Genomic DNA, 22,501 nt, shown 5'->3' on the forward strand with positions numbered 1-22,501 from the left:
GGTCATCTGAAAAATATGAAGAATAAAAAGATTATCACATTCTTAATAATCACCTTTTTATGGTCATGGACTTCATGGTTAATTGGTCTTAATTATCTAAAAGGCGGAATAACGCAAGAGACCATGAGTGTGTTCTTAATATTCTTCTTTGCTGGTGTTTATGGCCCAACTATTAGTGCCATAATTACGTGTATGTTCTTTGATGGCACCCCGGGAGTCTTGAACTTGTTTAAAAAGTTATTGATTTATAACGTCTCTTATAAAAATTACATTTTCATCATTTTGGCACCAATTATTTTTGTCATTATAGGAATTGGGCTGTACAGCTTTTTGATTGGAGATATCGGGAACATTGAACCTAAGGCGTTTCTTTCGATTCCCACAATATTATGGGCTGGATTATATGCCGGGCCTCTTGGGGAAGAATTGGGGTGGAGAGGTTATCTGTTGCCTGAATTTCAAATGCAATTTTCGAATTTACGAAGTGCGATTTTTATTGGAATAATTTGGTTTGCTTGGCACATTCCTCTATTCTGGGCACCTTTTGGAACCTTGGTCAGTGGAGAAGCGATTTCTTTTTTGCCGGTAATAACATATTTTGCTATGTTAATTTGTCTTTCAATTATAATCACTTGGCTGGTAATTAACTCCAAAGGGAGCGTGCTAGTTGCGATTTTGTTTCATCTGTCGATTAATGCTGGAATTGCATTGCTGTTTTTTCCAGAATTGAATTTAGATTTCAAAAAAGTGCATTTATTATCCAGCGTAGGAATGCTACTATTCACCGCAATATTGATAGTGAAAAATAAACCACTATGGAATAAAAATCCATAGTGGTTTATTTTTTGTTGGAAATTACATTTACCCAATCTTCAACTGTCCTCAAATTATCATCGTGCAATTTCGCCCAATACGGAAAATCGGTCCGCCCAACGTGGTACATCGAATGATTTGCTCCCTTTAATTGAACAATATCAAAACTTTCGTTACCCCCTTTTTCCAACGCCTTTGAGATTATTTCATGGCTGTTTTCGGGAATGATTTCGTCCAAAGTTCCTTAAATTACTAAAATGGGCTGTTTGGTTTTCTGAAAATATGGCATGGGACCGTTTAAAAGTTTTGGATCGGCCTGAACTTCTTCAAGATTGGGAACCCATATTTTGGAGAACCATGGTTTGGACCTTTCCGCTTACTTGAACCTTTCTTGCCGGTATCTGAAATGCATTCTGCTCCAAACTGGTAAAGAATACCTTCCAGTCGGTGGAATCTTTTTTTATTTCGAAGGATATGGCATCCGAAAGATTGCCATGGTTAAAAATGCCGCTGTATGTTCCTTCCTTTCCAACTTCCTTTGCTTCTTGCTGCAAACAACTGCTGACAATCATGACCGTAAGCAATAATAGGGCAAAATTTTTCATTTTCTCAAGGTTCTAATTCCCATCAGGATAAGCGTCACCAATAAAATTATAAAGTACAGGGTCGTAACCCCGCTTTTGAAAAGACTAAAAAAAGCAGCGTTTGTTACCATTCCAGATGTTAAATTGGGATAATTGATCAGTAAATTAATGATTCCAAAATTCTCTAAATAATCTGCCAATCCCGCAAATAGCGGTAGCAAACAGAGATAAAACAACTTAGTATCAAACTTGTTCAACTTTTTCAAAAAGTAAGCGAGTATCGAACAATAGCTGATGCCGAATAGTGCCGGGTAGATCATATCTATAGGAAGTTGACGATACAAGTATGTGTCCCTTCCCTTCGGCCCGAGGGCATCGAACAGTGTATTTACATAATCAAGATTATAACCGGTCGGCATCATATCCAATAATTTTAATCCTTCTGCATATCCTGAAACAAGTGGAATGGTTATCCCCAACATTATGAAATAGATGAAACTGGTCATTATAAAAAGGGCCAGTACCTTTTTGCCCTGAAGATTCTTTCCGATAATCGCTCTTAGCTTTTTCATTCCTCGAATTTTATTAGACAAAGGAACGACCCTCGTTGGGCCCCTACATTAACAAATGATAAAAAGCGATTTCAGGTCTGCTTTCTTAATCGGCTTAGGGAAACATTGGTAATGCCTAAGTAGGAAGCGATCATGGGATGGGGAATTTTGTTCTCCAACATTGAGAAATCTCTTCGGAATTGTTCCAACCTTTCCTTGGCCGACCATGATGCCATTCGGATTTCTTTGTTTACCTTATTCAAAAGTTCTTGTCGCAGGACAGTATTGCCGAATTCACGTATCTCAAGATTGTCTATCATTAATGATTCAAATGCTTTGGCATCGATTTGGACAAAAGTACAGTCGGTAATCGCTTTACAATGCAGTATCGATTTTCCCTTTTGCGTTCGCGTAACAAAAGGAGGTAAAACGGTATTGTCTTCAAAAAAGGAAAGCGTGATTTCCTCTCCTTCGAAGTTTAACAAAAAAGTATGGGCAATGCCCTGCAAAAGGATATATTCAGATTGTTCGGGTTGATTTGGTTTAAAAAGAAGTGTTCCGCTTTTAAAGTTTTGCTCTTCGCAAATGGATGCTAATTCTTTACGGGATTTTAAAGATAGGTGTGGTGTATAGATATCAATGGCCCTATGCAGTATTGAGGCTTTCATATCTTAGATATTAGCATAATGGAAATGGTTCGAAATACGTATTGCATTCAGCAATTTTTAAGCTCCGTAGTTTAATTGCCCAATTCTGTTACTCCTTTTGACAATCTAGGCGATTTAAAACAACTGGGCACCTCTAACGAGTCGATAAGTCCAGAATATTCCAAGGCACCCCGTATATAGGAGTTGGAATTATACCCTTTTTTAGGAGTCTCGGGAATTAGGGCATATCTAAGCGAGTTATGACAGTTCCGTTCATATTCTAAAATGCGCTTAACCACATCTATGTCATTTACCGCTATTTTTTTACAAAGACCCTTTTGCCGGATTTATGATTATCGATTCGGTCAAAGTTTAAAACCTTGATGAGATTCCCCATTTTGGAAGCCGTAGTATCGTATGTACATTCTGAACTTGCACTTATTGTTGTTTCCCATAAAGTTTCTTGTTTAGTTTTCAAACCATTGAAACAGGATGCCTCGTCTTCAGGAAAATCCCTTGTTTTGAAATCATAAAAAGGTGTGGTTCTTTCCATAAAATCGGGTTCTAAATCAGTTAAAAATAGTTAAAGTAAAACTCGATCGCATTCCCAAGAATAAAACTTGTTATTGCCCATGCAAGGGTTATTCTTCCCAAATTAAATACATTTGAAAAGGCTATCCATAAGGACACCATTGCACAAACAAAGAACAGCACCATGGCATAATTGGGGACTCCGCTTATAAAGATGCCCGTTAGATTGAACAATATATCCGACAAAGCTGTAAATGCAAACAACGCCAAGGCAAAATTGCATTTTTCATGTCCCATAAAAAGATAAATAGCGGCAACTAACAACTCCACACAAATCGCCAAAGGTCCGAATTGGCCGTAATATGATTTCTTGAAATATCCTACAAAGTTTTCGGGGTAATCGATTTTCAAATAGAAGACAACGCCAAGTATCACTGATAAAACAATAAAGGCAACGGCAATAGTCTTTCTGGTTTTCATTTATTCGGATTTAGCAAAGTGGAATTATTTTTCAAACTCCTCTATCTCATTTAAAAACTCCAAGGACTTCTTTGTTTTTGTCCCGGTAAAAAAGCCGATGGTCTTTCGCACCCATTTGATATGTAGGTTTTTATAGGTCAATTTACTTAAAAACCAAAGAAGAGGGAAAACCAATAAAGCATTGACCGCGACATATTTTACCACAAAATCGGGATCTATATGGGGATAGATATCGATATTGAAAAAATAGTTCAGCGCTACTACGGGATAGGCCCACCATATCGGCGCCGAGAGAAATACCAGTTTTAAAAACAGCAAGGCATGTGAATTGACCAGTTCTATTTTTTTTCTGATTTCCACGATCGGCTTTGCGTAATCGATTTGTTGCAACAAAACCAATTGACCTATACTTCCCGCAAGGGCGATCAACGTAAAAACATGAAGAATGACCCCGCTAACGGCCAAATGCGCTACGGCCCAGTTGTCGGCTATAAAGCTACCGAGAATAACAGCCAATATCGAGAACGAGACCACCTCGATACTTCTAAGTACAGATATCCAGCGGGTCTGTTTGTGGATTCTGTCCAACTTTATCTTTTTCAGCGAGCTTTCGTTCAATTGTAATGCTCGGTCTAGTTTGGCATCGTATGCCGCAAAAAGTTCTTTTAGTTCGTTTGTTTCCATGATGCTCTATTTTTTAAATTCCTTTTTCAGTTTTAATTTGATTCGGCCGATTTTGGTGCCCACATTCGTTTTTGTGATTCCCAGGATCTCGCCGATTTCCTCATAGTTTTTCTCCTCTAGATATAATAACATCAAGGCTTTATCCAGTTCCTTCAAATTATGGATGAAATCCTGTAATAGTTTGATATTCTGATTCAATTCTACTCCATCTTCATGGTCTTCATCCGCCAGGCCAAAAATGGAATCATCGCTTAAAAAGTCGGTTTTGGCATACCATTTTTTCTCTTTTCTGTAAAAGGAGATAGCCGTATTCAAAGCGATTAGATACATCCAAGTGGAATATTTATAATCTGGATCGTACTTATCGAATGCCCTCCATAATTGAATAATGATTTCTTGCTCCAGGTCTTTCCGATCCGCTCTGTTCGGGCAATACGAATTCACAATTTTATAGATGATCTTCTTATGTTCATCTATCAGGGTTATGAATCTGTCTTTTTTGTTTGCCTTCATCCTTTACTCTATTATTCGCAACACTTTAAAAAAAATCACACTTTTTGTGATATTTTCTTTGGATAATCTTTTCAAGCATTTGTAGGTTGGGGAGTTGAGCCCCATCGAAAGTTCCGATTATTATACAGAAGCCGCAAATTCTTGCCAGAAAGCAAAAGTGCAGAGGAATCGGTAATTTGAAGTACACAGGAATCGGTAACTAAAAGTACACGATCCCGAATCAAGGATACCGATATTTTTCAGTTTTTAAAGATCGTTTTCCTGTTTTGCATCCTATAGCTTTTTCCGGAGAGCTTTACGATCTCGCACCGGTAGAGGATCCTGTCCAGGATCGCCATTGTCAGTACGGAATCGTTGAGTACCTCTGCCCATTGTTTCGGGGACTTGTTCGTGGTAATGATAAGTGAGGCGCTGTCGTGCAAATGGTTTATCGGGTTGAAGAAGGCCACGGCCTGTTCCTTGGTCACCGGGAACATCATAATGTCGTCTATGACGAGCAGGTGCGCCTTGCGGATACGTTTGTACAGAACCGCCTCCTTTCGCGTGATGTCCTTCATCTTCAGTACCCTTACCAGGGATTCCATGGTCTGGAAGTAGGCCCTGTAGCCCTGATACACGGCATCGGAGCACAGTCCCACCCCGAGGTACGCTTTTCCGGTTCCCGAGTGGCCCATCGGGATAGGGTTGTAGTTGCGTTCCATCCATTTGAGTTCGCACAGCTGTGCGAGCTGTTGTTTGCCGATGGAATTCTCACCGGTGAGGTCATATCCGTCCAGATCATGCCCCAAGGGCAGTGCCGCATATCTTTTCCGGCGTTCCCTCTCTTTTTGTGCCCTGTGGTCGATCTCGTTCTTAAAGAGTTGGTTCAGGAGTTCCACTCGTCCCGTGGGTTTCGGCCTTCGTTACGGCATCTTCCATACTGTCCGCAACTGCCTTCAGTCGCACTTGCCTGCACTGTTCTTTGACAGTTTCCGACGGCCATGACAAAATTATAGGCGGTCTTTTTGCATACCCCCGGCAGATCGTGATGTGCCTCTTTGAGCCAGTCGAACATCTGCGCGGCAGGAGCCTCCGGGAACCCCTCCAGGCGGGAGCATACAAAATCCCCGTAAGGGTACTGTATTTTTGCCCTTTTACCCTTTTCCAGGAGGTTCGAACCCCGCCTCGTCCACCTTGGCGTAATATTTCTTGACGGTACGCCAGTTGATGCCAAGGTGCTTGGCTATCTTGTTCTTGCTGAACCCCGGGCGGTCCAGCCGTTGAATCTCACAATACATAATCCAGGTGTTTGCGGTCCTTGTATCCATACTTTAGCGGTGTGTGTTTGAACCGCCCAAATAAAGGGATCGAAACTCAAGGGAGTGGTTTTGCCCCCCGGGGGGCAAAACCACTCCCTTGGCAATTATGTATTTCTAGTTGCCGAAAGTTGTGTATTCCTGTTTACCGATTTCTCTGTAGTTTTATTTACTGATAACACCAAATAGTATATCGCAAAAAAATCTCCGCGGATTAGGGAAAAGTGCATCTTTCTACGCAAAGAAAAGGGATAGGCCTTGTTAAAGGCCTATCCCGTCTTTTTATCCTTAGTAAGGTGAATTGTTGCTAAAAGCACTGATAATGTCTAGTTGCGGTCCAAGGGATTCGCTTACTATGGATATTATTTTGGTATAATGCGGACTTTTTAGATTCCGTCGGAGAAAAGATCCGCCCCCCAGTAGATATATTGATGTTTGTTTTCATGACTGTTTTTTTTGATTGTCGAACTGGCCAAATCGTGATTAGCGATTAAAGTTTCTGTACTGCGCCCATCGCGCTCTTTTGCTGCTGCTGAAAGATGAAAAGTACTGGCCTGTTTTTGATTCTGTTGCTGTTTTTGTGATTGATGCTTTCATGATTTCCTTGTTTTTATAGATTGATGATTACTGTTTTTAGTTACTGATTATCTGATGAAGTGTCTATAGCGTGCCCATTGCGTTCTTTTGCTATTGCTGAAAGATGAAAAGTACTGGCCTGTTTTTGATTCTGTTGCTGTTTTTGTGATTGATGCTTTCATGATTTCTGGTTTTTATTGTTGTTTTCAAATCGTTCTACATTTATCAGACGAGGCAGTTTCTATTTTGTGACAGTACTATGTATAAAAAGGTACTATATTATGCAATTTTTAACATTTCATTCAATTGATTGAGATTTAAATGTATGGTTTAGAGCAGTGTATGATTTTCAAGTTATCGCTATAAAATTTCCTTTTTTGTGGATGGTATCTATATATCGATGCGCCTCGGCCACTTCTTCCAATGAATAGCACCTGTCAGGGATCGATTTCAGTTGTCCGGATTCTAAAAGTTTTTTGAGTTCATTCAGGAGCGATTTGAGCTCTGAAACCGCTTTCAAGCCTGTGGCGGAGAATTGAGCTTTTTTGTCGTCGAACATTGAAGTCCACAGCATTTGTAGTAACAACGGCAGGCTAAGAACAGGGGACAGGTAAAACCACAAGCGGGTCCACCGCATCTATAAGGCCATCGGGCCGCCCTTACGGAGAAAGGCGAAGAAGCGCCTTCCGGCAAGGGTCAAGGAGCCGTTGGAGGTGCCCGGGGAGGCCAACCGGGTCTGGAGCATCGACTTTATGACCGATGTGCTGGAGAACCAAAGGCGTTTCAGGTCGTTCAACGTCATCGACGATTTCAACCGGGAGATACTTCATATAGAGGTCGATTTCTCTTTGCCGAGCAATCGAGTGGTCTGGGTGCTGAACCATCTTATCAACAAAAAGGGGAAGCCGGGGAAGATAAGGATGGACAACGGCCCGGAGCTGATCGCGAACCTTACGAGGGATTGGAGCGAAATGCACGGAATAGAGTTCAAATATATACAGCCTGGAAAACCGACCCAGAACGCATTCGTGGAAAGGTTCAACGGAAGCTATCGAAGGGGCCTACTCGACAAATACATATTCGAGGACCTGGAACAGGTAAGGGAACGGACACAGATCTGGGCGGACGATTACAACCATCACAGACCGCACGACGGACTGGGCGGGATACCGCCGGTGGAATACGCTCTAAAGAAGCGTGTCGCTGCCGCTGGGCCCTTGGCTAAAACAAAAACGCGACCAAAAAATTTAATAAATACCTTTCAAGGGTTGCGGATAAAGCGAAAATTAATAAAAAACTGACCATGCATATTGCCCGTCATAGTTTTGGTAATATTGCTGGGGATGCCATTCCTCTTCAGATGTTGCAAAAGCTTTATCGCCATACCTCAATTACCACTACAATAAACTATCAAGCGAACTTCATGCACCAGGATACCGATGATGCCCTTGATAAGGTGATTAATTTCTAACTTATGTTAAGATATTTCTCTAGAATCTTACTTTAACTCATTTTAAAATAAGAAGGATAGTCCTCGTCCTTTGGATTTGTCCTGTTTCTGCCCCTCGGTCAGGTTCAATATCTCTTTCTGGAAATATTTATAGGATTGGTTGAACATGAAGTTGCGGAACACATCGATATCCTCGTTTTTCCTGGTCTCTTCAAGGGCATCGAAATATTCCTGTCTGTCGGTATTGGAAACGATTGTCATGGGCTCGCCATGGTAGTGTTGGACATAGTTCATAAGAAGTCTGGACAACCGGCCGTTACCATCGGCGAAAGGGTGTATCGAAACCATCTGGAAATGGGAGTCGAAGGCCAAGATACTATTTTCCACGAAATCTTTACTTTGATTTATATTCTTGTTGATATGGTCGAGAAGTTCTCCGACCTTTTCCGGAACCTTTCGGTAGTCCATAAACGACCTGTTCCCGGCGCGAACCGTCGTCTTTCTGAATTCTCCTTTTGAGGAGTCGAAATCACCGGCCATCGTAGAAATTGTGGAACCGGTACTTTTTAATATCAAGGATGAAATTTTCCGTATCTCCCCAACGTCCAGTTTTTTCTTGGATTTGGCCAGTTCCACTACATATTTAAGTGCATTGTAATGGTCAACGGTCATCAAGGTATGGAGTAACGGTTTGTTCTTTGGGGTAAGGTTTTCGTCCAACAGCAGAAATGTTTCTTCTTCGGTAAGTGTCGAGCCCTCGATCGAAGTACCATGGTGGACAATCGAATAATAGTTGAATTTGTCATAATCGATGACCCCTCTTGTAAGCTCAAGGTATTTATCCCTTATCTGTATCAGCTTTTGTATTCCATTACTGGGAGTTTCCATTACAGACAAGGATTTATGGTTGATTTATAGACTTTTACAAAATTATTACAAACCATGCTTAATTTCTAATAATAGTTGAAGGTTTTTAAATTTCCGAAAAACGTTTTTTTGGACACACATACTGGTGGAGTAGCTGAGGAAACAGATGTCGGAGTAATTGCCAGAGTAGTTGACAGAGTAACCAAAGGAGTGAGAAACAAGTTGGCATCACTGCTTAGAGCGGTTGACGATAAAGAAGGAAAGACAATTCCTTTTTACAAGGAATATGCTCAACTTGATGATAGTGATAGGACACTGGAACGCTATATGCAACAATTACGAGAAGCGGATTTAATTAAATTTCGGGGAGATGCACTGAAAACGGGAGGTAGCTTTCATGAATATAAAATTAAATTTCACGCTGCAATCGTTTCTCTATATCCGAATGATACATACAGTCAAGCAATCGATAAACTTCAGAGAGCTTTTGTCCAAGCAGCAGAAGAAAAAGATGGATTAAGAGTTTTTTGGAATAAATCTACAGAACAGAAATTCAGTACAAAATTTGGGTATATATATGATAATGCAAAAAAGGAATTTAAATTACAGGATGAAGATGAAGCCAAGTAATTGCATCTACCCGTCTGTCCTGAAAATCCTGCAGGAATTTTCAGATCAGTCTGTTGTTACTTTTAAAGCCAAGTTCCAGCCCATTCAACTACTTATATCCGGAACCGTTATGCGATTGCCGAAAGTTAAATACCAATTTGTTGTACCTATTGTACCTCACATAAAAAAGCCAAGGACGTGAATCCTTGGCTTTCCCTTTGTACTCGAGGCGGGACTTGAACCCGCACGGGCGAATGCCCACAGGATTTTAAGTCCGGCGTGTCTACCAATTCCACCACTCGAGCAAATCGGACTTAAACAAAAAAACGCCGGCGAGCGACGTTTCCCTTGAGCGAAAAACGGGATTCGAACCCGCGACCTCCACCTTGGCAAGGTGGCGCTCTACCAGCTGAGCTATTTTCGCATTTGTCTTTAAAATTATGAATGTCGCATCTCTACCCGATGCGGATGCAAATTTAATATAATTCTTCAAAATCCAAAGAAAAAAGCAGGAGAAAAAATTGATAATTAGGTTTGCTAAAAAGCGCTTCGAAATCTGATTAAACAGGTCGGAACCCCAAATGTCTTTCTTTTAAGTTGCACCTTGATAACCGGATCTGTCGAGAATTCGGGATTCAAGACTCTTCCAGCCAAAGATGGAAAAATCTTCTACCCTTTGCCAGATTTCCAGGGGTGAACTGAAATGGATAAGAAGCAGGTTTTCTGTTTCCAGTAGTTGCTCCAACGGTTTAGGTTTAAAATGGACTCAGCAACCTACAATGGGCGAAAGCGTTCATTTTCCGGTTCAGGATGTAGCCTTCTTATCGCGCGTCAACAACCTTTTAATTTCGTTCAGTTTCATCAGGGCCTCGACCGGGGTCAGTGTATTGATATCGAGATGCGTGATTTCTTCCTTGATCTGCTCCAACAATGGATCGTCGAGATTGAAGAAACTGAGCTGCATCTCATGCTGCGCAGCGTTCAGGGTATCGGTTAGCTCTTCGTTGGAATGTGATTTTTCGAGTTTCTTCAGAATCTTGTTGGCCTTGTGGATGACCTGCTGTGGCATCCCGGCCATTTTCGCTACGTGGATTCCAAAACTGTGTTCGCTACCGCCCGGGGTCAGCTTACGAAGAAATAGTACGTTATCTTTCAGTTCCTTGACCGAAACGTTGAAGTTTTTGATGCGCTCAAAGGTTTCGCTCATCTCGTTCAGCTCGTGGTAGTGGGTGGCGAACAGGGTCTTGGCCCGAGCAGGATGCTCGTGTAGGTATTCTGAAATGGCCCAAGCGATAGAGATACCGTCATAAGTACTGGTGCCCCTCCCGATTTCGTCCAGCAATACGAGACTACGCTCGCTGAGGTTGTTCAAGATAGAGGCGGTTTCGTTCATTTCTACCATAAAGGTCGATTCGCCCATCGATATATTATCGCTGGCCCCCACCCGGGTAAAGATTTTATCGACATAGCCGATTTTAGCCGATTCCGCGGGAACGAAACTTCCCATCTGCGCCAAGAGAACGATCAAGGCGGTCTGCCTCAGAATGGCAGATTTACCGCTCATATTCGGCCCGGTAATCATTATGATCTGTTGTTCGTCACGATCTAACAAAAGATCATTGGCGATGTAGGCCTCACCCAAGGGCAGCTGTTTTTCAATGACCGGGTGTCGCCCGTTCTTGATTTCGATGGCGGTGGAATCATCGATAACGGGTTCGACATAGGTGTTCTCCTTGGCCAGCAGGGCAAACCCGCAAAGGCAGTCGAGCCGGGCGATAGCGCGGGCATTGTGCTGCACCGGGGCGATATATTCCTGCATCCAGACCGTCAGCTGCGCGAACAATTGCTGTTCCAGACTGAGAATACGCTCCTCGGCCCCCAATATCTTGGCTTCGTACTCCTTGAGCTCTTCGGTAATGTAACGCTCGGCACTGACCAGGGTCTGTTTGCGGGTCCATTCGGGGGGCACCTTATCTTTGTGGGTGTTGCGGACCTCGATATAGTATCCGAACACATTGTTCGAGGCTATTTTTAAGGAGGATATACCGGTCCGCTCGGTTTCCCGCTCCAGCATCTTATCTAAATACTCCTTTCCGGAAAAAGCGAGCTTGCGAAGTTCGTCGAGCTCCGGGGAATATCCGTCGGCGATAGTTTTGCCTTTTAATATATTTACGGGTGCCTCTTCGTAAAGCGTCTCCTTGATTTTACCCCTTAGGGCATCGCAGGTATCCAGCTGTTCCGATATCGATTTTAGGGCATTGTTGTCAACTTGGGATGTCAGTTGCCTAATGGGAACGATGGCCTCAAGGGAATTCTTTAGTTGGATGGTTTCCTTCGGATTGATTTTTCCGGTGGCCACCTTGGATATAAGGCGTTCGAGATCGCCCATTTGTTTCATCGCATGCCGTAATTTCCGAAGGATGGTTTCATCTTGGAATAAATGGGATACGACCTGATGCCGCTCCCGAATTTTTTCTGCGTTTTTCAAGGGAAGCGCCATCCATCTTTTGAGCATCCGCCCGCCCATGGGTGAAATGGTTCTATCGATGATGTCGATCAGGGTAACGGCATTTTGGTGGTGCGAATGATAGAGCTCGAGGTTTCTGATGGTGAACCGGTCCATCCAAATGTATTCTTCCTCGGCCACTCGTTTAAGACCGTTGATATGTTGCAGCCTTCGGTGCCGGGTTTCGGAAAGATAGTGCAAGACCGCTCCCGAAGCGATAATCCCGTGGTTCAGGTGATCGATCCCGAAACCTTTTAGGGTGCTGGTCTTAAAATGGTTGGTCAAGGTCTCATGGGCATAATCGTCTTGAAATATCCAATCTTCAAGATAAAAAGTATGGAACTGGGTTCCAAAAAGCTCGGCGAACTCTTTTTTGTGGGTCTTGGGCACCAAAACCTCGTTGGGGCCGAAGTTCTGCAAAAGCTTATCGATTTGTTCTGCGGTGCCTTCGGAGGTCAAAAATTCCCCAGTGGAAATATCGACGAAGGAAACGCCCAGCAACTTTCTTCCAAAGTGCACGGCGCATAAAAAGTTGTTGGATTTGGTTTCGAGGATGTCGTCGTTCATCGCGACCCCTGGCGTCACCAGCTCGGTAACCCCTCGCTTGACGATGGACTTAGTGGCCTTGGGGTCTTCGAGCTGGTCACAGATGGCGACCCGCTGCCCGGCCTTGACCAGTTTCGGCAAATACGTATTCAGCGAATGGTGGGGAAAACCGGCCAGCTCGGTGCGGTCGCCCCCGTTGTTACGATGGGTCTGGATGATGCCGAGAATACGCGATGCCTTGACCGCATCTTCCCCGAAGGTCTCATAAAAGTCACCCACCCGAAACAGCAACAGTGCATCAGGATATTTGGTCTTGATGCTGTTATACTGCTTCATCAAAGGGGTGACCTTTTTCTTGCTTTTTTTCGATTTTCCCAAAACGGATCGTGACGATTTCGTGTTCTTGATGCTATTTTATCGAATGTACTATTTTTGATGCGGAACGCTACCTTTTGTTGATATTTCATGATAACTTTGCCCGCTGTGTCGTCCCGACAGTGGGACTGGGTAGGGTTCATTTAGAAATAGTTTTCTTGGGGATGCCTCACTTGGCGATGGTTCCCGTAGGATTGCAAGCTTTAGGGCAGTTTGTTTTAGCAAATTCGCCTTTTTAGACGTTTTGGCATGAACCGGGAGCGTTTTTTTTCTTTAATCAAGAAGAGTGGAAGAGTGGAAGAGTGGAAGAGTGGAAGAGTGGAAGAGTGGAAGAATGGAAGATTTGAAGGATGTAAGGATGAAAGGGCGGGAGGAAAGTAGAACGGAAGAAAAAAAGGAGAGGGCAAACAGAAAGAGTGAAGGAAGAGAGGTGGAAAGAAAGAGGGGTGAATGGAAAGAAGGAAAAGAGAGATGGTAGGGTGGAAGGAAAAAAGCGGAAAGAAGGAAAAAAGATGAGAAAATTAAAGAACGAAGAGCTCGACCGGCTTGATGTAATCGGTTTTAAAAAAGCCGAGAAAACTCCGATTATCATCGTGTTGGACAACATCCGCAGCCTGAACAACATCGGTTCGGTCTTCCGTACGGCGGATGCTTTTTTGATTGAAAAGATATACCTCTGTGGAATTACCGCTACCCCGCCGCATAAAGATATTAGAAGGACTGCCCTCGGCGCTACCGAAAGCATGGCTTGGGAATATGGGGAGAACGCTGTGGAAGTGCTATCCGGACTCAAGGCCGATGGATATACCGCACTGGCGATCGAGCAGGCCGAAGGCGCCCAAATGCTTCATGAATTGCAAATCGATGCAGCCCACAAATATGCCCTGGTCTTCGGGAACGAGGTGAGGGGAGTGGACCAAAAAGTAGTAGACGCCTGCGATGGCGTTTTGGAAATTCCCCAATTCGGCACCAAACATTCGCTGAACATTTCTGTAAGCGTCGGGGTCGTGGTATGGGACTTTTGGTCGAAATGGACCGCTGTCAAATCTGAAATAAAAACCTTACCAAGAAATCCACCTGACTCTAGGGGAAATGGAGCAAAGCCCCGGGGATAGTTGCCTATAAGTCGTGTTTCCGTATTGCCAAAATGTCAGGTCGAGCGCAGTCGAGACCCCATATTGAACGGCCAAAAAGTTTTCGGCTGCCAGCCCGAACGAACGTTCAGTCGAGCCCGCCAAACTGGACCTTTCTGGCTGGCCTGCCCGCGTGCAGCCCGGCCAGTCCATCACTTCGGTAACCGCATCGCAAACCTCACGATTTTTTCGATTACAGCTTGGTAATCCTCCTGGTTCTCGACGAAATCGTGATCTCCAAGTTCGATGACCAAGCTGTTCTGTTCGGGGTTGCCCCGAAGAAATTCAAAATAGCCCTTATTAATTTTTTCGAGATATTCCGCAGAAATGTCCTGCTCGTAATCCCGGCCCCTTCGCTTTATATTTTCCAACAGCCGCTCCGTAGTCTGGTAGAGATACACATAGATTCTAGGCTTTTTTACTTCTTTGTACATCAAGCGAAAAAGCTTGCGATACAAGGCATACTCGTCTTGTTGCAGGGTGATGCGTGCAAAGATTAGCGACTTGTAAATGTCGTAATCGCTCACCATAAAACTTTTGAAAAGGTCATATTGACTGGTGTCATCGGTAAACTGCTGATAGCGATCGGCCAGAAAAGACATTTCCAAAGGAAACGCGAACCGGCTTTTATCTTCATAGAACTTGGGGAGAAAGGGGTTGTCGGCAAACCGCTCCAATACTAGTTTTGCGTTGTAGTCTTCGGCTATTTTGGTAGCCAAGGTGGTCTTGCCCGCCCCGATGTTTCCTTCTATGGCTATAAAATTGGTGTGCGAAAAAACTTCTCCGCGGTCTTTGAACAGGCGAAACTCCGTCTTTTCCAACCGGCCCCTGTCCCGACTTTCCTGTATCAAATTACGGGTGTCTTTGTTCAGTACCGGATGGTAAAACTGGGGTGCTATATCGGCCAGGGGCTTGAGTACGAATTTTCGAAAGGGCAGCTCCGGATGTGGAACGATCAGCTGCTCCGATACTACGGTTTCCCTTTCGTAATAAAGAATATCGATATCGATTATTCGGTCCTGATAGCCATGCTCATTGTGCCGTACCCTGCCGAGATCTAGTTCTATTTTCAGGGCGGTTTCGAGCAATTGGTGGGGAGACAGCTGCGTTTTTATGGAAAGGCAGGCGTTCAGAAAATCATTGGATTCGAAACCCCATGAACTACTCTGGTACACCGGCGATATCCGTTCTATGTCACCCGCCTTTTTTTGGAGGGCGAACACAGCATCCTGCAGATGTCCCAAAGGGTCACCTAGGTTGCTTCCTAACGAAAGATATGCGGTTTTAAGGCTGGTCATAATGGTCGTGCAAAGTAACAAAAATTCAAGGGGAGTTCACTATCTTTGCCCGATTGAATTCTAACGACCCTCCAATGAAATTTTTACGAAATTTGCTGGCCGCTATCCTGGGGACGCTCGTAGCCCTGGGTATCGCTTTTACCATGTTCTTTGTGCTCATCGGTATCATAACCAGCTCCGAAGACTCCGTCTCCATTAAGAAAAACTCGGTGTTGGAGCTGCAGCTCCAACGCCCTATTAGTGATTATGTAGGCGACAACCCCATGGACCCGTTTTCAGGTGGGATTTTTCAACAGGCGCAGGGCCTTGATGAGATTTTAAATGCCATTGGCGTCGCCAAAAACGACGATGATATTAAAGGGATCAGCCTGAACAACAACTTTATCCTCGCCGGTCTGGCCCAGACCCAGGCAATCCGATATGCGCTGAACGATTTTAAAAGCAACGGTAAGTTTGTCTATGCCTATGCCGACTTTTATCCCCAGAAAGATTATTACTTGGCCAGTATCGCGGATTCCATCTTTATGAACCCTGTTGGAGCGCTGAATTTTAGGGGCTTGTCTTCGGAGGTCCTGTTTTTCAAAGATCTTCAGGAAAAGTCGGGTATTAAATTGGAAGTCATTCGTCACGGCAAGTATAAAAGTGCGGTCGAGCCCTTTATCGCGAACGAAATGAGCGACGCGAACCGAACCCAGATCAATGAACTGATCAGCTCGTTATGGGGTACCATGGTCGACGATATTTCCGATTCGCGCAAAATCAATCCCAAAAACCTGAACGTAATTGCAGATACCCTAGGGGGCAGAACTCCGGAATTTGCGAAGCAAAGCGGACTCATCGATGGGATCACTTTTTACGACGGGTACGAGAACAGTCTTAAAAGAGCTGTCGGATCGGATAAGGATCTGAACGTAGTGCTATTAGAAGACTACGTGATTCGATCAAATAAAAAGGCGACCAATATGGGAGCGGATAAGATTGCCGTAGTATTTGCCCAGGGCGAAATTCTCTACGGGGAAGGCGGTCCTGACATCATCGGTCAGGGAATTATTACCGAGGCCCTGCGGGATGCTAGGGACGATGACAAGGTCAAGGCCATTGTGCTCCGGGTGAACTCCCCGGGCGGTAGTGCCCTCACATCCGATATCATTTGGCGTGAGATCGAACTGGCCAAGGAAAAGAAACCGGTCGTGGTGTCCATGGGCAACGTGGCCGCTTCGGGCGGATACTACATCGCCGTTGGAGCGGATAAGATTTTCGCGGAACCGACGACCATTACCGGCTCCATCGGGGTTTTCGGAACCGTGCCCAATATGACGGGACTTGCCGAGGACGTCGGAATCAACGCCGAACAGGTGGGTACGAACAAAAATTCGGTGGAGTATTCCTTGTTCGAACCCATGACCGACGATTTTAGGAATTTGGTCCAAGAGAGTATCGAAAGCACCTACGACACCTTCCTGAAACGGGTCGCACAGGGTCGCGACATTAGCGTGGCCGAAGCTGATAGCATGGCGCAAGGTCGGGTCTGGAGCGGGGTCGATGCCCAGCGTATCGGACTCATAGACGAACTGGGCAATCTCGAGGACGCGGTAGCCGAGGCTGCGAACATGGCAGAACTGGAGGAGTATGGCATTAAAAAATTCCCGAAATATAAAACGGGACTGGAACGTTTTCTTGAAGATATGGGCGGGGCCGGAACCAAGGCCAAACAAGAGTTTATCGAAGGAGAAATCGGTACGCAAGCCTACTCTGTTCTCAAACAAGTGAAATCTGTTATGGATCAAGAGGGCGTACAGGCACGGATGCCATTTGTATTGGACATCAAATGACCCTAAAGGACAAAAAACTGGCCTACAGGATCTACCTGTATCTGGGCGCTCTGTTCATCACCTCCCTGGTCGTATCTAACCTGATTTTTCAAAAATTTTTTTATTGGAACCCCTTCGGACCGGTTGAGGTGTTCGGGGCTTCCATTTTCGAGATATCGGTTGGTGTGCTTCCCTATCCGATTACTTTTTTGATCACCGACCTTATTTCCGAGATCTACGGTAGAAGAAAGGCCAACCAAGTCGTTACGGCCGGAATTTTTGCCTCTCTTTTTTCCATGCTTATTATTTTAGTGGCGGAGGCGGCACCGGCCATAGAATCCTCTCCCATAAACGACAAAATCTTTACCCAGGTCTTCGCCCTTTCCCCGATTGCCGTGCTGGCCTCGATGATCGCTTACTTGTTCGCGCAGTACATCGACATCGGTATCTACCATTTTTGGAAAAAGCTGACCCGAGGCAGGTACCTGTGGCTGCGCAATAACTTTTCTACCTTCCTCTCCCAATTTATTGACACTTTTACCGTAGTCGGACTGCTCTGCGTTTTTGGCGTGCTGCCCTGGAGCATGTTCGTCGGATTGGTCATCAGTGGTTTTCTTTTTAAGGTTTTTATAGCATTCTTGGATACCCCTTTCCTCTATTTTTTCGTTTATATCCTAAGAAAACGCTTCCATCTTGCCGCCAACGAAGAAATACAACTCGAAGTATAATATTTGCACGGTTTGTGAGTTGTTATCGGGGAGAGCGTGGAAGAGTAGGGGCGGAGCAAAGAGCAAAGAAAAAAAACGTTAGAGCAAAGACTTCTGCCGGGGTTATTTAAATTTTCCGGGAAAATTAGCGGTTTAGAGATTGGGAACTTGACATTCTCCCCAGTTTGAATATCTGGTAGGAAAGCCCGGTGGTCGGATTGGAGAAACTTCGAATAGCACGAAGATTCCATGCTTCTCTAGCGTAGAGCTTGACAGCAGCAATTTTTTTGCGCTGTAATCGAATTTTATAAGGATGAATTTTTATGAAGAAGAAGGCTTTAAAGATTATAGGAATTATTGTTTTGGTCATCCTCGCCATCCTCATTGCCGTTCCGCTTTTCTTGGAAGGCAAAATTGGCGATATCATCAAGAATAATGTCAACAATAATGTAAACGCTACTTTCGATTTCGAGGATGCCGATCTCAGTCTACTGGCGAGCTTCCCAAATGCGGAAGTGAGTCTGACCGGGGTGCGTTTGATAAACAAGGCTCCTTTTGAGGGAGACACGCTGTTTGCCTCCAATGAAGTAGCCTTGAAAATGGGAATAGGCGAACTGTTCAAGGGAGCGGACGACCCGATCGGAATCAAAAGTCTGGTCGTCGACGGCGCAAAATTGAACATAACGGTCGATGAAGCCGAGAACGCAAGCTATGACGTAGCCTTGGAGTCCGACGCGAATCCTGAACCGGATGCCGGCAGTGGCGAGGGGTTCAAACTCGACCTGCAATCCTACGAAATCTCCGATGCCCGAATCGTGTACGATGATAGGGCAGCAGGCATGCGTTTTGAGATTTCCGAGATGCAGCACAAAGGCAGTGGCGACCTTTCCTTGGAGACCTCAGAACTGCAGACGACTACCGATGGACTCGTGTCCTTTGAAATGGATAGCACCAATTATTTGAACAAGAACAAGGTGCACCTCGATGCGCTTATCGGGGTGGATCTGAAACAGAACAAATATTCCTTCCTAAAAAACGAGGCCTTGGTCAATCAATTGCCCTTGGTGTTCGATGGTTTTGTCAAGTTGAACGACGATGAAACCCAAGAAGTGGATATCAGCTTCAAAACGCCATCCTCCGATTTTAGGAACTTTTTAGCGGTCATCCCAAAAGAATATTCCAAAAACATCGAGAACGTAGAGACCACGGGCAATTTTACGGTAGAGGGGAAATTCAGCGGCATTGTCGATGAAACGCATATTCCTAAATTCAAGATCGATATCAATTCCAATAACGCTTCCTTTAAATATCCCGACCTTCCGAAATCAGTGACGAACATCCATATCGATACCAAGATCAACAACGATACGGGTATCGCCGAAGACACTTATGTCGATCTCGACCGACTCTCGTTTATGATCGATCAAGACAAGTTCAATATGTCTGCCAAGGTCAAGGAGCTTTTGGGAAACACCAAGGTGAACGCCCATATTGACGGGAAGATGAATCTGGCCAATGTGTCAAAGGCCTACCCCGTGCCGTCGGACTTGAATCTAAAGGGAATGCTATCCGCCGATATCAATACGGCATTCGATATGGCATCGATCGAGAATAAGCAGTATGAAAATACTGCGACTACGGGCAAACTGAGCCTGAAGGATTTTGAATATACTTCGGGCGATTTTGCCAACCCTATCACCTTGGGCACTAGCACAGTGACCTTTACCACAAAAGCCGTTACTCTGGAGCAACTGGAAGGGAAGACCGGTAAAACAGATTTCAACGCCAAGGGAAGCATTGAAAATATGTTGGGCTATATGTTCAACGATGAAAAGGTAAGAGGTAATTTCGACCTGAAGTCCAACACCTTTTCCCTGAACGATTTTATGGTCGAGGAGACGGATAATCCACCCGCGGAAAAGACGGGGAAGTCCGACGATGAAAAGGAAGCTTCAGATTCAGACGAGAAGATAAAGATTCCCGCTTTTTTGGATGTAACCATCAATGCCGCCGCCAATACGGTATTGTACGATAATTTGATGCTCAAAGATGTAAGGGGAATCTTGCGGATCAAGGACGAAACGGCTACGCTTTCGAACATGACCTCCTCTATTTTCGATGGAAAAATGGCGTTCAACGGCGAGGTCTCCACGAAACAGGAAGATCCGACTTTTGACATGAAACTCGATATGAGCCAGCTTCAAATCGCGGAAACTTTCGAATCTTTGGAACTCTTTAAGGTCCTGGCACCAATCGCACAGATTTTACATGGTAACCTGGATTCAGATATTTCCCTTTCGGGAAACCTGACCGACGATTTGCTGCCCGATTTGATGACCCTGAGCGGTACTATTCTGGCGAACATCGAAACTGAAAAAATCGATACCGAAAAGGCCCCGTTGTTGTCGGCCTTGGACAGTAAACTCGACTTTATTGACTTGGATCAATTGGACCTGAAGGACCTAAAGACAAAATTGTCTTTTGAAAACGGATTGGTTTCCGTCAAACCTTTTACCATAAACTATAAGGATATCGCCATCAACATCGACGGAGGCCACACCTTTGATAAAAAGCTGAACTATAAGGCGACGATGGAAGTGCCCGCCAAATACCTCGGGGGCGAAGTGAACAAACTATTGTCCCAGCTCGGGGAAGAAGACCTAGATAACCTCACCATTCCCGTTGTCACGAATATCAAAGGTAACTATACAAGTCCCAGTGTCAGCACCGACCTTTCCTCGGGGGTAAAAAGCCTGACCGACCGGCTGATAGAAATCCAAAAGCAAAAACTCCTCGACAAAGGCAAGGACAAGGTCAAAGACCTGATCGGTGATGCCCTTAAAGGGGAGAAGTCGGAAAAAGACTCGACAAAAAATAGGGACGCGAAAGAGATAATAGGCGGACTCTTAGGCAAAAAGAAGCAAGATTCAACCTCGACCGTTAAAGATTCCGTACCTCCAAAAACCGAGGGGGACGCCGTTAAGGAAACGGCCAAGGATATCCTCGGCGGTCTCTTTGGTAGCAAAAAGAAAGATAGCACGAAAAAGAAGTGAGCCGCCACAACGGTCGATGACCATGGTGACCGTTCCGAATAAGCCAATTACGCGATAATCGAGATTTGAATGCTCCGAGGCTTGCCTCGAAGAGCTACAACTATTTCCTTACGAAGGCCTCGGGGGCTTTGCGCCGAGGTAGGTGACTTACTTACGCAATACGAATGTGGCCCCTCGTCTATGCTCGGGACACCTTTCCTTATTTTGGAATTGGGATTTTTAAACCTTCACGACCATTTTTCCTTTGTTCTTTCCTTCGAACAAATCGAGAAACGCCTGGGGAATATTCTTAAAACCCTCCACGATGGTTTCCTCATAGGTCAGTTTGTCCGCGCTAAGCCACTGGGCCAACTGCTGGGTAGCAGGACCGAATTCCCTTACATGGTCGCGTACTAGGAAACCTTGCATTCGCACCGTCTTTTTGACCATAATGCCCTCGTATCTAGGTCCTTTTGGTGTTTCGGTCATATTGTAAAGGGAAATGGCTCCACAGTTGATGACCCGTCCATCTTTATTGATGTTCTGCATGGCGGCATCGAGAATCTCACCGCCTACATTATCAAAATAGACATCGACGCCATCGGGACAAGCCTTGGCAACGGCCTGGTTCATGTCATCGATGGTCTTATAGTTGATACCGTGGTCAAAACCGAACTTTTCTTTCATCAGTTTGATTTTTTCATCGGTTCCCGCGATTCCAACGACACGGCAGCCCTTAATTTTTCCGATTTGCCCGACGGTACTGCCCACCGCCCCCGAGGCTCCCGACACCAACAGGGTTTCCCCTTCCTGAAGCTTGCCGATGTGCTCTAGACTGATATAGGCGGTAAGTCCGGTGAGTCCCAGAATACCAAGATAGGCCGAGAGCGATGCCTTGTCCGGATCCACTTTGTTCAGACCATTTCCGGTAGCGGTTTGATATTCCTTCCAATCCAGCATTCCGTTGACAAAATCCCCTTTTTCAAAATTGGGGTTTTTCGATTCGACCACTTCGGCAATAATGCCGGATTCAAGGGGTTCGTTTAGCTGGAAAGGAGGAATATACGATTCTTCGTCCCGCATTCTGCCCCGCAGGTAGGGGTCTACGGAAACATACTTGGTTTTAAGAAGCATCTCGCCGTCCGCGGCCTGTGGCTTTTTTTCTTCGACAAATTCGAAATCCTCTAGTTCGGGCTTTCCTTTAGGTCGATTCTTTAAATGGATTACTTGGTTCATAACGTTTTACTTTTCTAAGTGGATGTTGAATGTAGCGTCAATCTTTGGCATCGATCGATGCTAAACAAGAGAATTGTATCTCATTCTGTGTTGCGGCTATCCTGCAAGCGAACCGGTTAGGGTACCCGAATCTTCCCCGCACAACAGTATTCCTTCGTTGGCGTCCACGCTCAGCGCGTTGTCAGCGGCCTCCCGAATCTTCCCCATGATGGTATTCGTACCCCTTTTTAGCCCCGTTTGATTTCGAAAGTGGGCTA

Annotated in this window: 21 protein-coding genes, 2 tRNA genes and 2 pseudogenes; 9 read left to right on the forward strand and 16 right to left on the reverse strand. The window is 44.8% G+C overall.

Translation table 11 applies throughout. The annotated features are described in order from the left end of the window. The first annotated feature begins 15 nt into the window (after positions 1-15). Positions 16-834 (forward strand): CPBP family intramembrane glutamic endopeptidase, encoded by an 819-nt coding sequence (locus RQM65_RS12910; protein ID WP_314015587.1) that lies wholly within the window; start codon positions 16-18, stop codon positions 832-834. A gap of 305 nt (positions 835-1,139) precedes the next feature. Here the strand turns inward: RQM65_RS12910 and RQM65_RS12915 are convergent, their stop codons facing one another. The 10 genes from RQM65_RS12915 to RQM65_RS12960 all read right to left on the reverse strand — a co-directional run bounded on the left by RQM65_RS12915 (position 1,140) and on the right by RQM65_RS12960 (position 7,311). Further along, positions 1,140-1,418, reverse strand: a complete 279-nt coding sequence (locus RQM65_RS12915; RefSeq protein ID WP_314015589.1) for a hypothetical protein — start codon at positions 1,416-1,418, stop codon at positions 1,140-1,142. Next, positions 1,415-1,969 (reverse strand): hypothetical protein, encoded by a 555-nt coding sequence (locus RQM65_RS12920; RefSeq protein ID WP_314015590.1) that lies wholly within the window; start codon positions 1,967-1,969, stop codon positions 1,415-1,417. The genes RQM65_RS12915 and RQM65_RS12920 overlap by 4 nt, the downstream gene beginning before the upstream one ends. A 71-nt stretch (positions 1,970-2,040) precedes the next feature. Then, on the reverse strand, positions 2,041-2,616 hold the full coding sequence (locus RQM65_RS12925) for a Crp/Fnr family transcriptional regulator (RefSeq protein WP_314015592.1): 576 nt from the start codon (positions 2,614-2,616) through the stop codon (positions 2,041-2,043). 295 nt (positions 2,617-2,911) lie between these two features. Continuing rightward, on the reverse strand, positions 2,912-3,148 hold the full coding sequence (locus RQM65_RS12930) for a hypothetical protein (protein ID WP_314015594.1): 237 nt from the start codon (positions 3,146-3,148) through the stop codon (positions 2,912-2,914). A 20-nt stretch (positions 3,149-3,168) separates the two neighbouring features. Beyond that, a complete protein-coding gene (locus tag RQM65_RS12935) occupies positions 3,169-3,606 on the reverse strand; it encodes a hypothetical protein (RefSeq protein ID WP_314015595.1) in 438 nt (145 codons plus the stop codon). Between the two features lie 24 nt (positions 3,607-3,630). Continuing rightward, the gene (locus RQM65_RS12940; protein ID WP_314015596.1) at positions 3,631-4,290 is read right to left on the reverse strand and encodes a hypothetical protein; all 660 of its coding nucleotides are present in this window, start codon (positions 4,288-4,290) and stop codon (positions 3,631-3,633) included. 6 nt (positions 4,291-4,296) lie between these two features. Further along, the gene (locus RQM65_RS12945; RefSeq protein WP_314015598.1) at positions 4,297-4,803 is read right to left on the reverse strand and encodes an RNA polymerase sigma factor; all 507 of its coding nucleotides are present in this window, start codon (positions 4,801-4,803) and stop codon (positions 4,297-4,299) included. 239 nt (positions 4,804-5,042) lie between these two features. Further along, entirely contained in the window at positions 5,043-5,681 is a 639-nt protein-coding gene (locus RQM65_RS12950) for an ATP-binding protein (RefSeq protein WP_314015600.1), read from the reverse strand. A 255-nt stretch (positions 5,682-5,936) separates the two neighbouring features. Next, positions 5,937-6,110: a hypothetical protein gene (locus RQM65_RS12955; protein ID WP_314015602.1), complete on the reverse strand. Its 174-nt coding sequence runs from the start codon at positions 6,108-6,110 to the stop codon at positions 5,937-5,939. A 913-nt stretch (positions 6,111-7,023) separates the two neighbouring features. Beyond that, positions 7,024-7,311: a zinc-binding dehydrogenase gene (locus RQM65_RS12960; protein WP_314015604.1), complete on the reverse strand. Its 288-nt coding sequence runs from the start codon at positions 7,309-7,311 to the stop codon at positions 7,024-7,026. Between RQM65_RS12960 and RQM65_RS12965 the strand changes: the two are divergent. Then, positions 7,289-7,861: pseudogene (locus RQM65_RS12965) on the forward strand (IS3 family transposase); the annotation flags it as partial. The gene RQM65_RS12960 and the pseudogene RQM65_RS12965 overlap by 23 nt on opposite strands. A gap of 41 nt (positions 7,862-7,902) precedes the next feature. Beyond that, a pseudogene (locus RQM65_RS12970) lies at positions 7,903-8,145 on the forward strand (tyrosine-type recombinase/integrase); the annotation flags it as partial. Between the two features lie 42 nt (positions 8,146-8,187). Here RQM65_RS12970 and RQM65_RS12975 read toward each other — a convergent pair. Next, positions 8,188-9,012 carry a Fic family protein gene (locus RQM65_RS12975; protein ID WP_314015606.1) on the reverse strand — a complete coding sequence of 275 codons (825 nt, stop codon included), beginning with the start codon at positions 9,010-9,012 and terminating at the stop codon, positions 8,188-8,190. A 108-nt stretch (positions 9,013-9,120) separates the two neighbouring features. On the opposite strand from RQM65_RS12975, the gene RQM65_RS12980 reads away from it, so the two are divergent. Then, on the forward strand, positions 9,121-9,621 hold the full coding sequence (locus RQM65_RS12980; protein WP_314015607.1) for a hypothetical protein: 501 nt from the start codon (positions 9,121-9,123) through the stop codon (positions 9,619-9,621). Positions 9,622-9,821: 200 nt separating this feature from the next. Here the strand turns inward: RQM65_RS12980 and RQM65_RS12985 are convergent. The 3 genes from RQM65_RS12985 to mutS form a co-directional block, all read right to left on the reverse strand. Then, positions 9,822-9,905: transfer RNA gene (locus RQM65_RS12985), tRNA-Leu, on the reverse strand. A gap of 46 nt (positions 9,906-9,951) precedes the next feature. Beyond that, positions 9,952-10,024 (reverse strand) — tRNA-Gly (locus RQM65_RS12990). A gap of 381 nt (positions 10,025-10,405) precedes the next feature. Beyond that, positions 10,406-12,988, reverse strand: a complete 2,583-nt coding sequence (mutS, locus tag RQM65_RS12995; protein WP_314015609.1) for a DNA mismatch repair protein MutS — start codon at positions 12,986-12,988, stop codon at positions 10,406-10,408. A gap of 325 nt (positions 12,989-13,313) precedes the next feature. On the opposite strand from mutS, the gene RQM65_RS13000 reads away from it, so the two are divergent. Then, the gene (locus tag RQM65_RS13000; RefSeq protein ID WP_314015610.1) at positions 13,314-13,505 is read left to right on the forward strand and encodes a hypothetical protein; all 192 of its coding nucleotides are present in this window, start codon (positions 13,314-13,316) and stop codon (positions 13,503-13,505) included. 34 nt (positions 13,506-13,539) lie between these two features. Beyond that, complete coding sequence (locus RQM65_RS13005) at positions 13,540-14,142, forward strand: RNA methyltransferase (protein WP_314015611.1); 603 nt, start codon at positions 13,540-13,542, stop codon at positions 14,140-14,142. Between the two features lie 170 nt (positions 14,143-14,312). Here the strand turns inward: RQM65_RS13005 and folK are convergent, their stop codons facing one another. Further along, positions 14,313-15,458, reverse strand: a complete 1,146-nt coding sequence (gene folK, locus RQM65_RS13010) for a 2-amino-4-hydroxy-6-hydroxymethyldihydropteridine diphosphokinase (protein ID WP_314015612.1) — start codon at positions 15,456-15,458, stop codon at positions 14,313-14,315. A gap of 74 nt (positions 15,459-15,532) precedes the next feature. Between folK and sppA the strand changes: the two genes are divergently transcribed. From sppA to RQM65_RS13025, 3 genes are all read left to right on the forward strand, one after another. Next, the gene (sppA, locus tag RQM65_RS13015) at positions 15,533-17,290 is read left to right on the forward strand and encodes a signal peptide peptidase SppA (protein WP_314015614.1); all 1,758 of its coding nucleotides are present in this window, start codon (positions 15,533-15,535) and stop codon (positions 17,288-17,290) included. Next, the gene (locus RQM65_RS13020; RefSeq protein ID WP_314015616.1) at positions 17,287-17,997 is read left to right on the forward strand and encodes a queuosine precursor transporter; all 711 of its coding nucleotides are present in this window, start codon (positions 17,287-17,289) and stop codon (positions 17,995-17,997) included. The genes sppA and RQM65_RS13020 overlap by 4 nt, the downstream gene beginning before the upstream one ends. A 302-nt stretch (positions 17,998-18,299) precedes the next feature. Further along, positions 18,300-21,029: an AsmA-like C-terminal region-containing protein gene (locus RQM65_RS13025; RefSeq protein ID WP_314015618.1), complete on the forward strand. Its 2,730-nt coding sequence runs from the start codon at positions 18,300-18,302 to the stop codon at positions 21,027-21,029. Between the two features lie 219 nt (positions 21,030-21,248). On the opposite strand, the gene RQM65_RS13030 is transcribed toward RQM65_RS13025, so the two are convergent. After that, positions 21,249-22,244 (reverse strand): NADP-dependent oxidoreductase, encoded by a 996-nt coding sequence (locus RQM65_RS13030; protein ID WP_314015620.1) that lies wholly within the window; start codon positions 22,242-22,244, stop codon positions 21,249-21,251. Between the last annotated feature and the right edge of the window lie 257 nt (positions 22,245-22,501).

It is taken from the genome of Pricia mediterranea, from assembly GCF_032248455.1.
GTDB lineage: Bacteria > Bacteroidota > Bacteroidia > Flavobacteriales > Flavobacteriaceae > Pricia > Pricia mediterranea.

What these genes read in the sequence shown, in the direction of transcription:
- RQM65_RS12910 (WP_314015587.1), top strand. Translation starts at nt 16, where the DNA reads ATGAAGAATAAAAAGATTATCACATTCTTAATAATCACCTTTTTATGG.
- RQM65_RS12915 (WP_314015589.1), bottom strand. Translation starts at nt 1,418, where the DNA reads ATGAAAAATTTTGCCCTATTATTGCTTACGGTCATGATTGTCAGCAGT.
- RQM65_RS12920 (WP_314015590.1), bottom strand. Translation starts at nt 1,969, where the DNA reads ATGAAAAAGCTAAGAGCGATTATCGGAAAGAATCTTCAGGGCAAAAAG.
- RQM65_RS12925 (WP_314015592.1), bottom strand. Translation starts at nt 2,616, where the DNA reads ATGAAAGCCTCAATACTGCATAGGGCCATTGATATCTATACACCACAC.
- RQM65_RS12930 (WP_314015594.1), bottom strand. Translation starts at nt 3,148, where the DNA reads ATGGAAAGAACCACACCTTTTTATGATTTCAAAACAAGGGATTTTCCT.
- RQM65_RS12935 (WP_314015595.1), bottom strand. Translation starts at nt 3,606, where the DNA reads ATGAAAACCAGAAAGACTATTGCCGTTGCCTTTATTGTTTTATCAGTG.
- RQM65_RS12940 (WP_314015596.1), bottom strand. Translation starts at nt 4,290, where the DNA reads ATGGAAACAAACGAACTAAAAGAACTTTTTGCGGCATACGATGCCAAA.
- RQM65_RS12945 (WP_314015598.1), bottom strand. Translation starts at nt 4,803, where the DNA reads ATGAAGGCAAACAAAAAAGACAGATTCATAACCCTGATAGATGAACAT.
- RQM65_RS12955 (WP_314015602.1), bottom strand. Translation starts at nt 6,110, where the DNA reads ATGGATACAAGGACCGCAAACACCTGGATTATGTATTGTGAGATTCAA.
- RQM65_RS12960 (WP_314015604.1), bottom strand. Translation starts at nt 7,311, where the DNA reads ATGCGGTGGACCCGCTTGTGGTTTTACCTGTCCCCTGTTCTTAGCCTG.
- RQM65_RS12975 (WP_314015606.1), bottom strand. Translation starts at nt 9,012, where the DNA reads ATGGAAACTCCCAGTAATGGAATACAAAAGCTGATACAGATAAGGGAT.
- mutS (WP_314015609.1), bottom strand. Translation starts at nt 12,988, where the DNA reads ATGAAGCAGTATAACAGCATCAAGACCAAATATCCTGATGCACTGTTG.
- RQM65_RS13005 (WP_314015611.1), top strand. Translation starts at nt 13,540, where the DNA reads ATGAGAAAATTAAAGAACGAAGAGCTCGACCGGCTTGATGTAATCGGT.
- folK (WP_314015612.1), bottom strand. Translation starts at nt 15,458, where the DNA reads ATGACCAGCCTTAAAACCGCATATCTTTCGTTAGGAAGCAACCTAGGT.
- sppA (WP_314015614.1), top strand. Translation starts at nt 15,533, where the DNA reads ATGAAATTTTTACGAAATTTGCTGGCCGCTATCCTGGGGACGCTCGTA.
- RQM65_RS13020 (WP_314015616.1), top strand. Translation starts at nt 17,287, where the DNA reads ATGACCCTAAAGGACAAAAAACTGGCCTACAGGATCTACCTGTATCTG.
- RQM65_RS13025 (WP_314015618.1), top strand. Translation starts at nt 18,300, where the DNA reads ATGAAGAAGAAGGCTTTAAAGATTATAGGAATTATTGTTTTGGTCATC.
- RQM65_RS13030 (WP_314015620.1), bottom strand. Translation starts at nt 22,244, where the DNA reads ATGAACCAAGTAATCCATTTAAAGAATCGACCTAAAGGAAAGCCCGAA.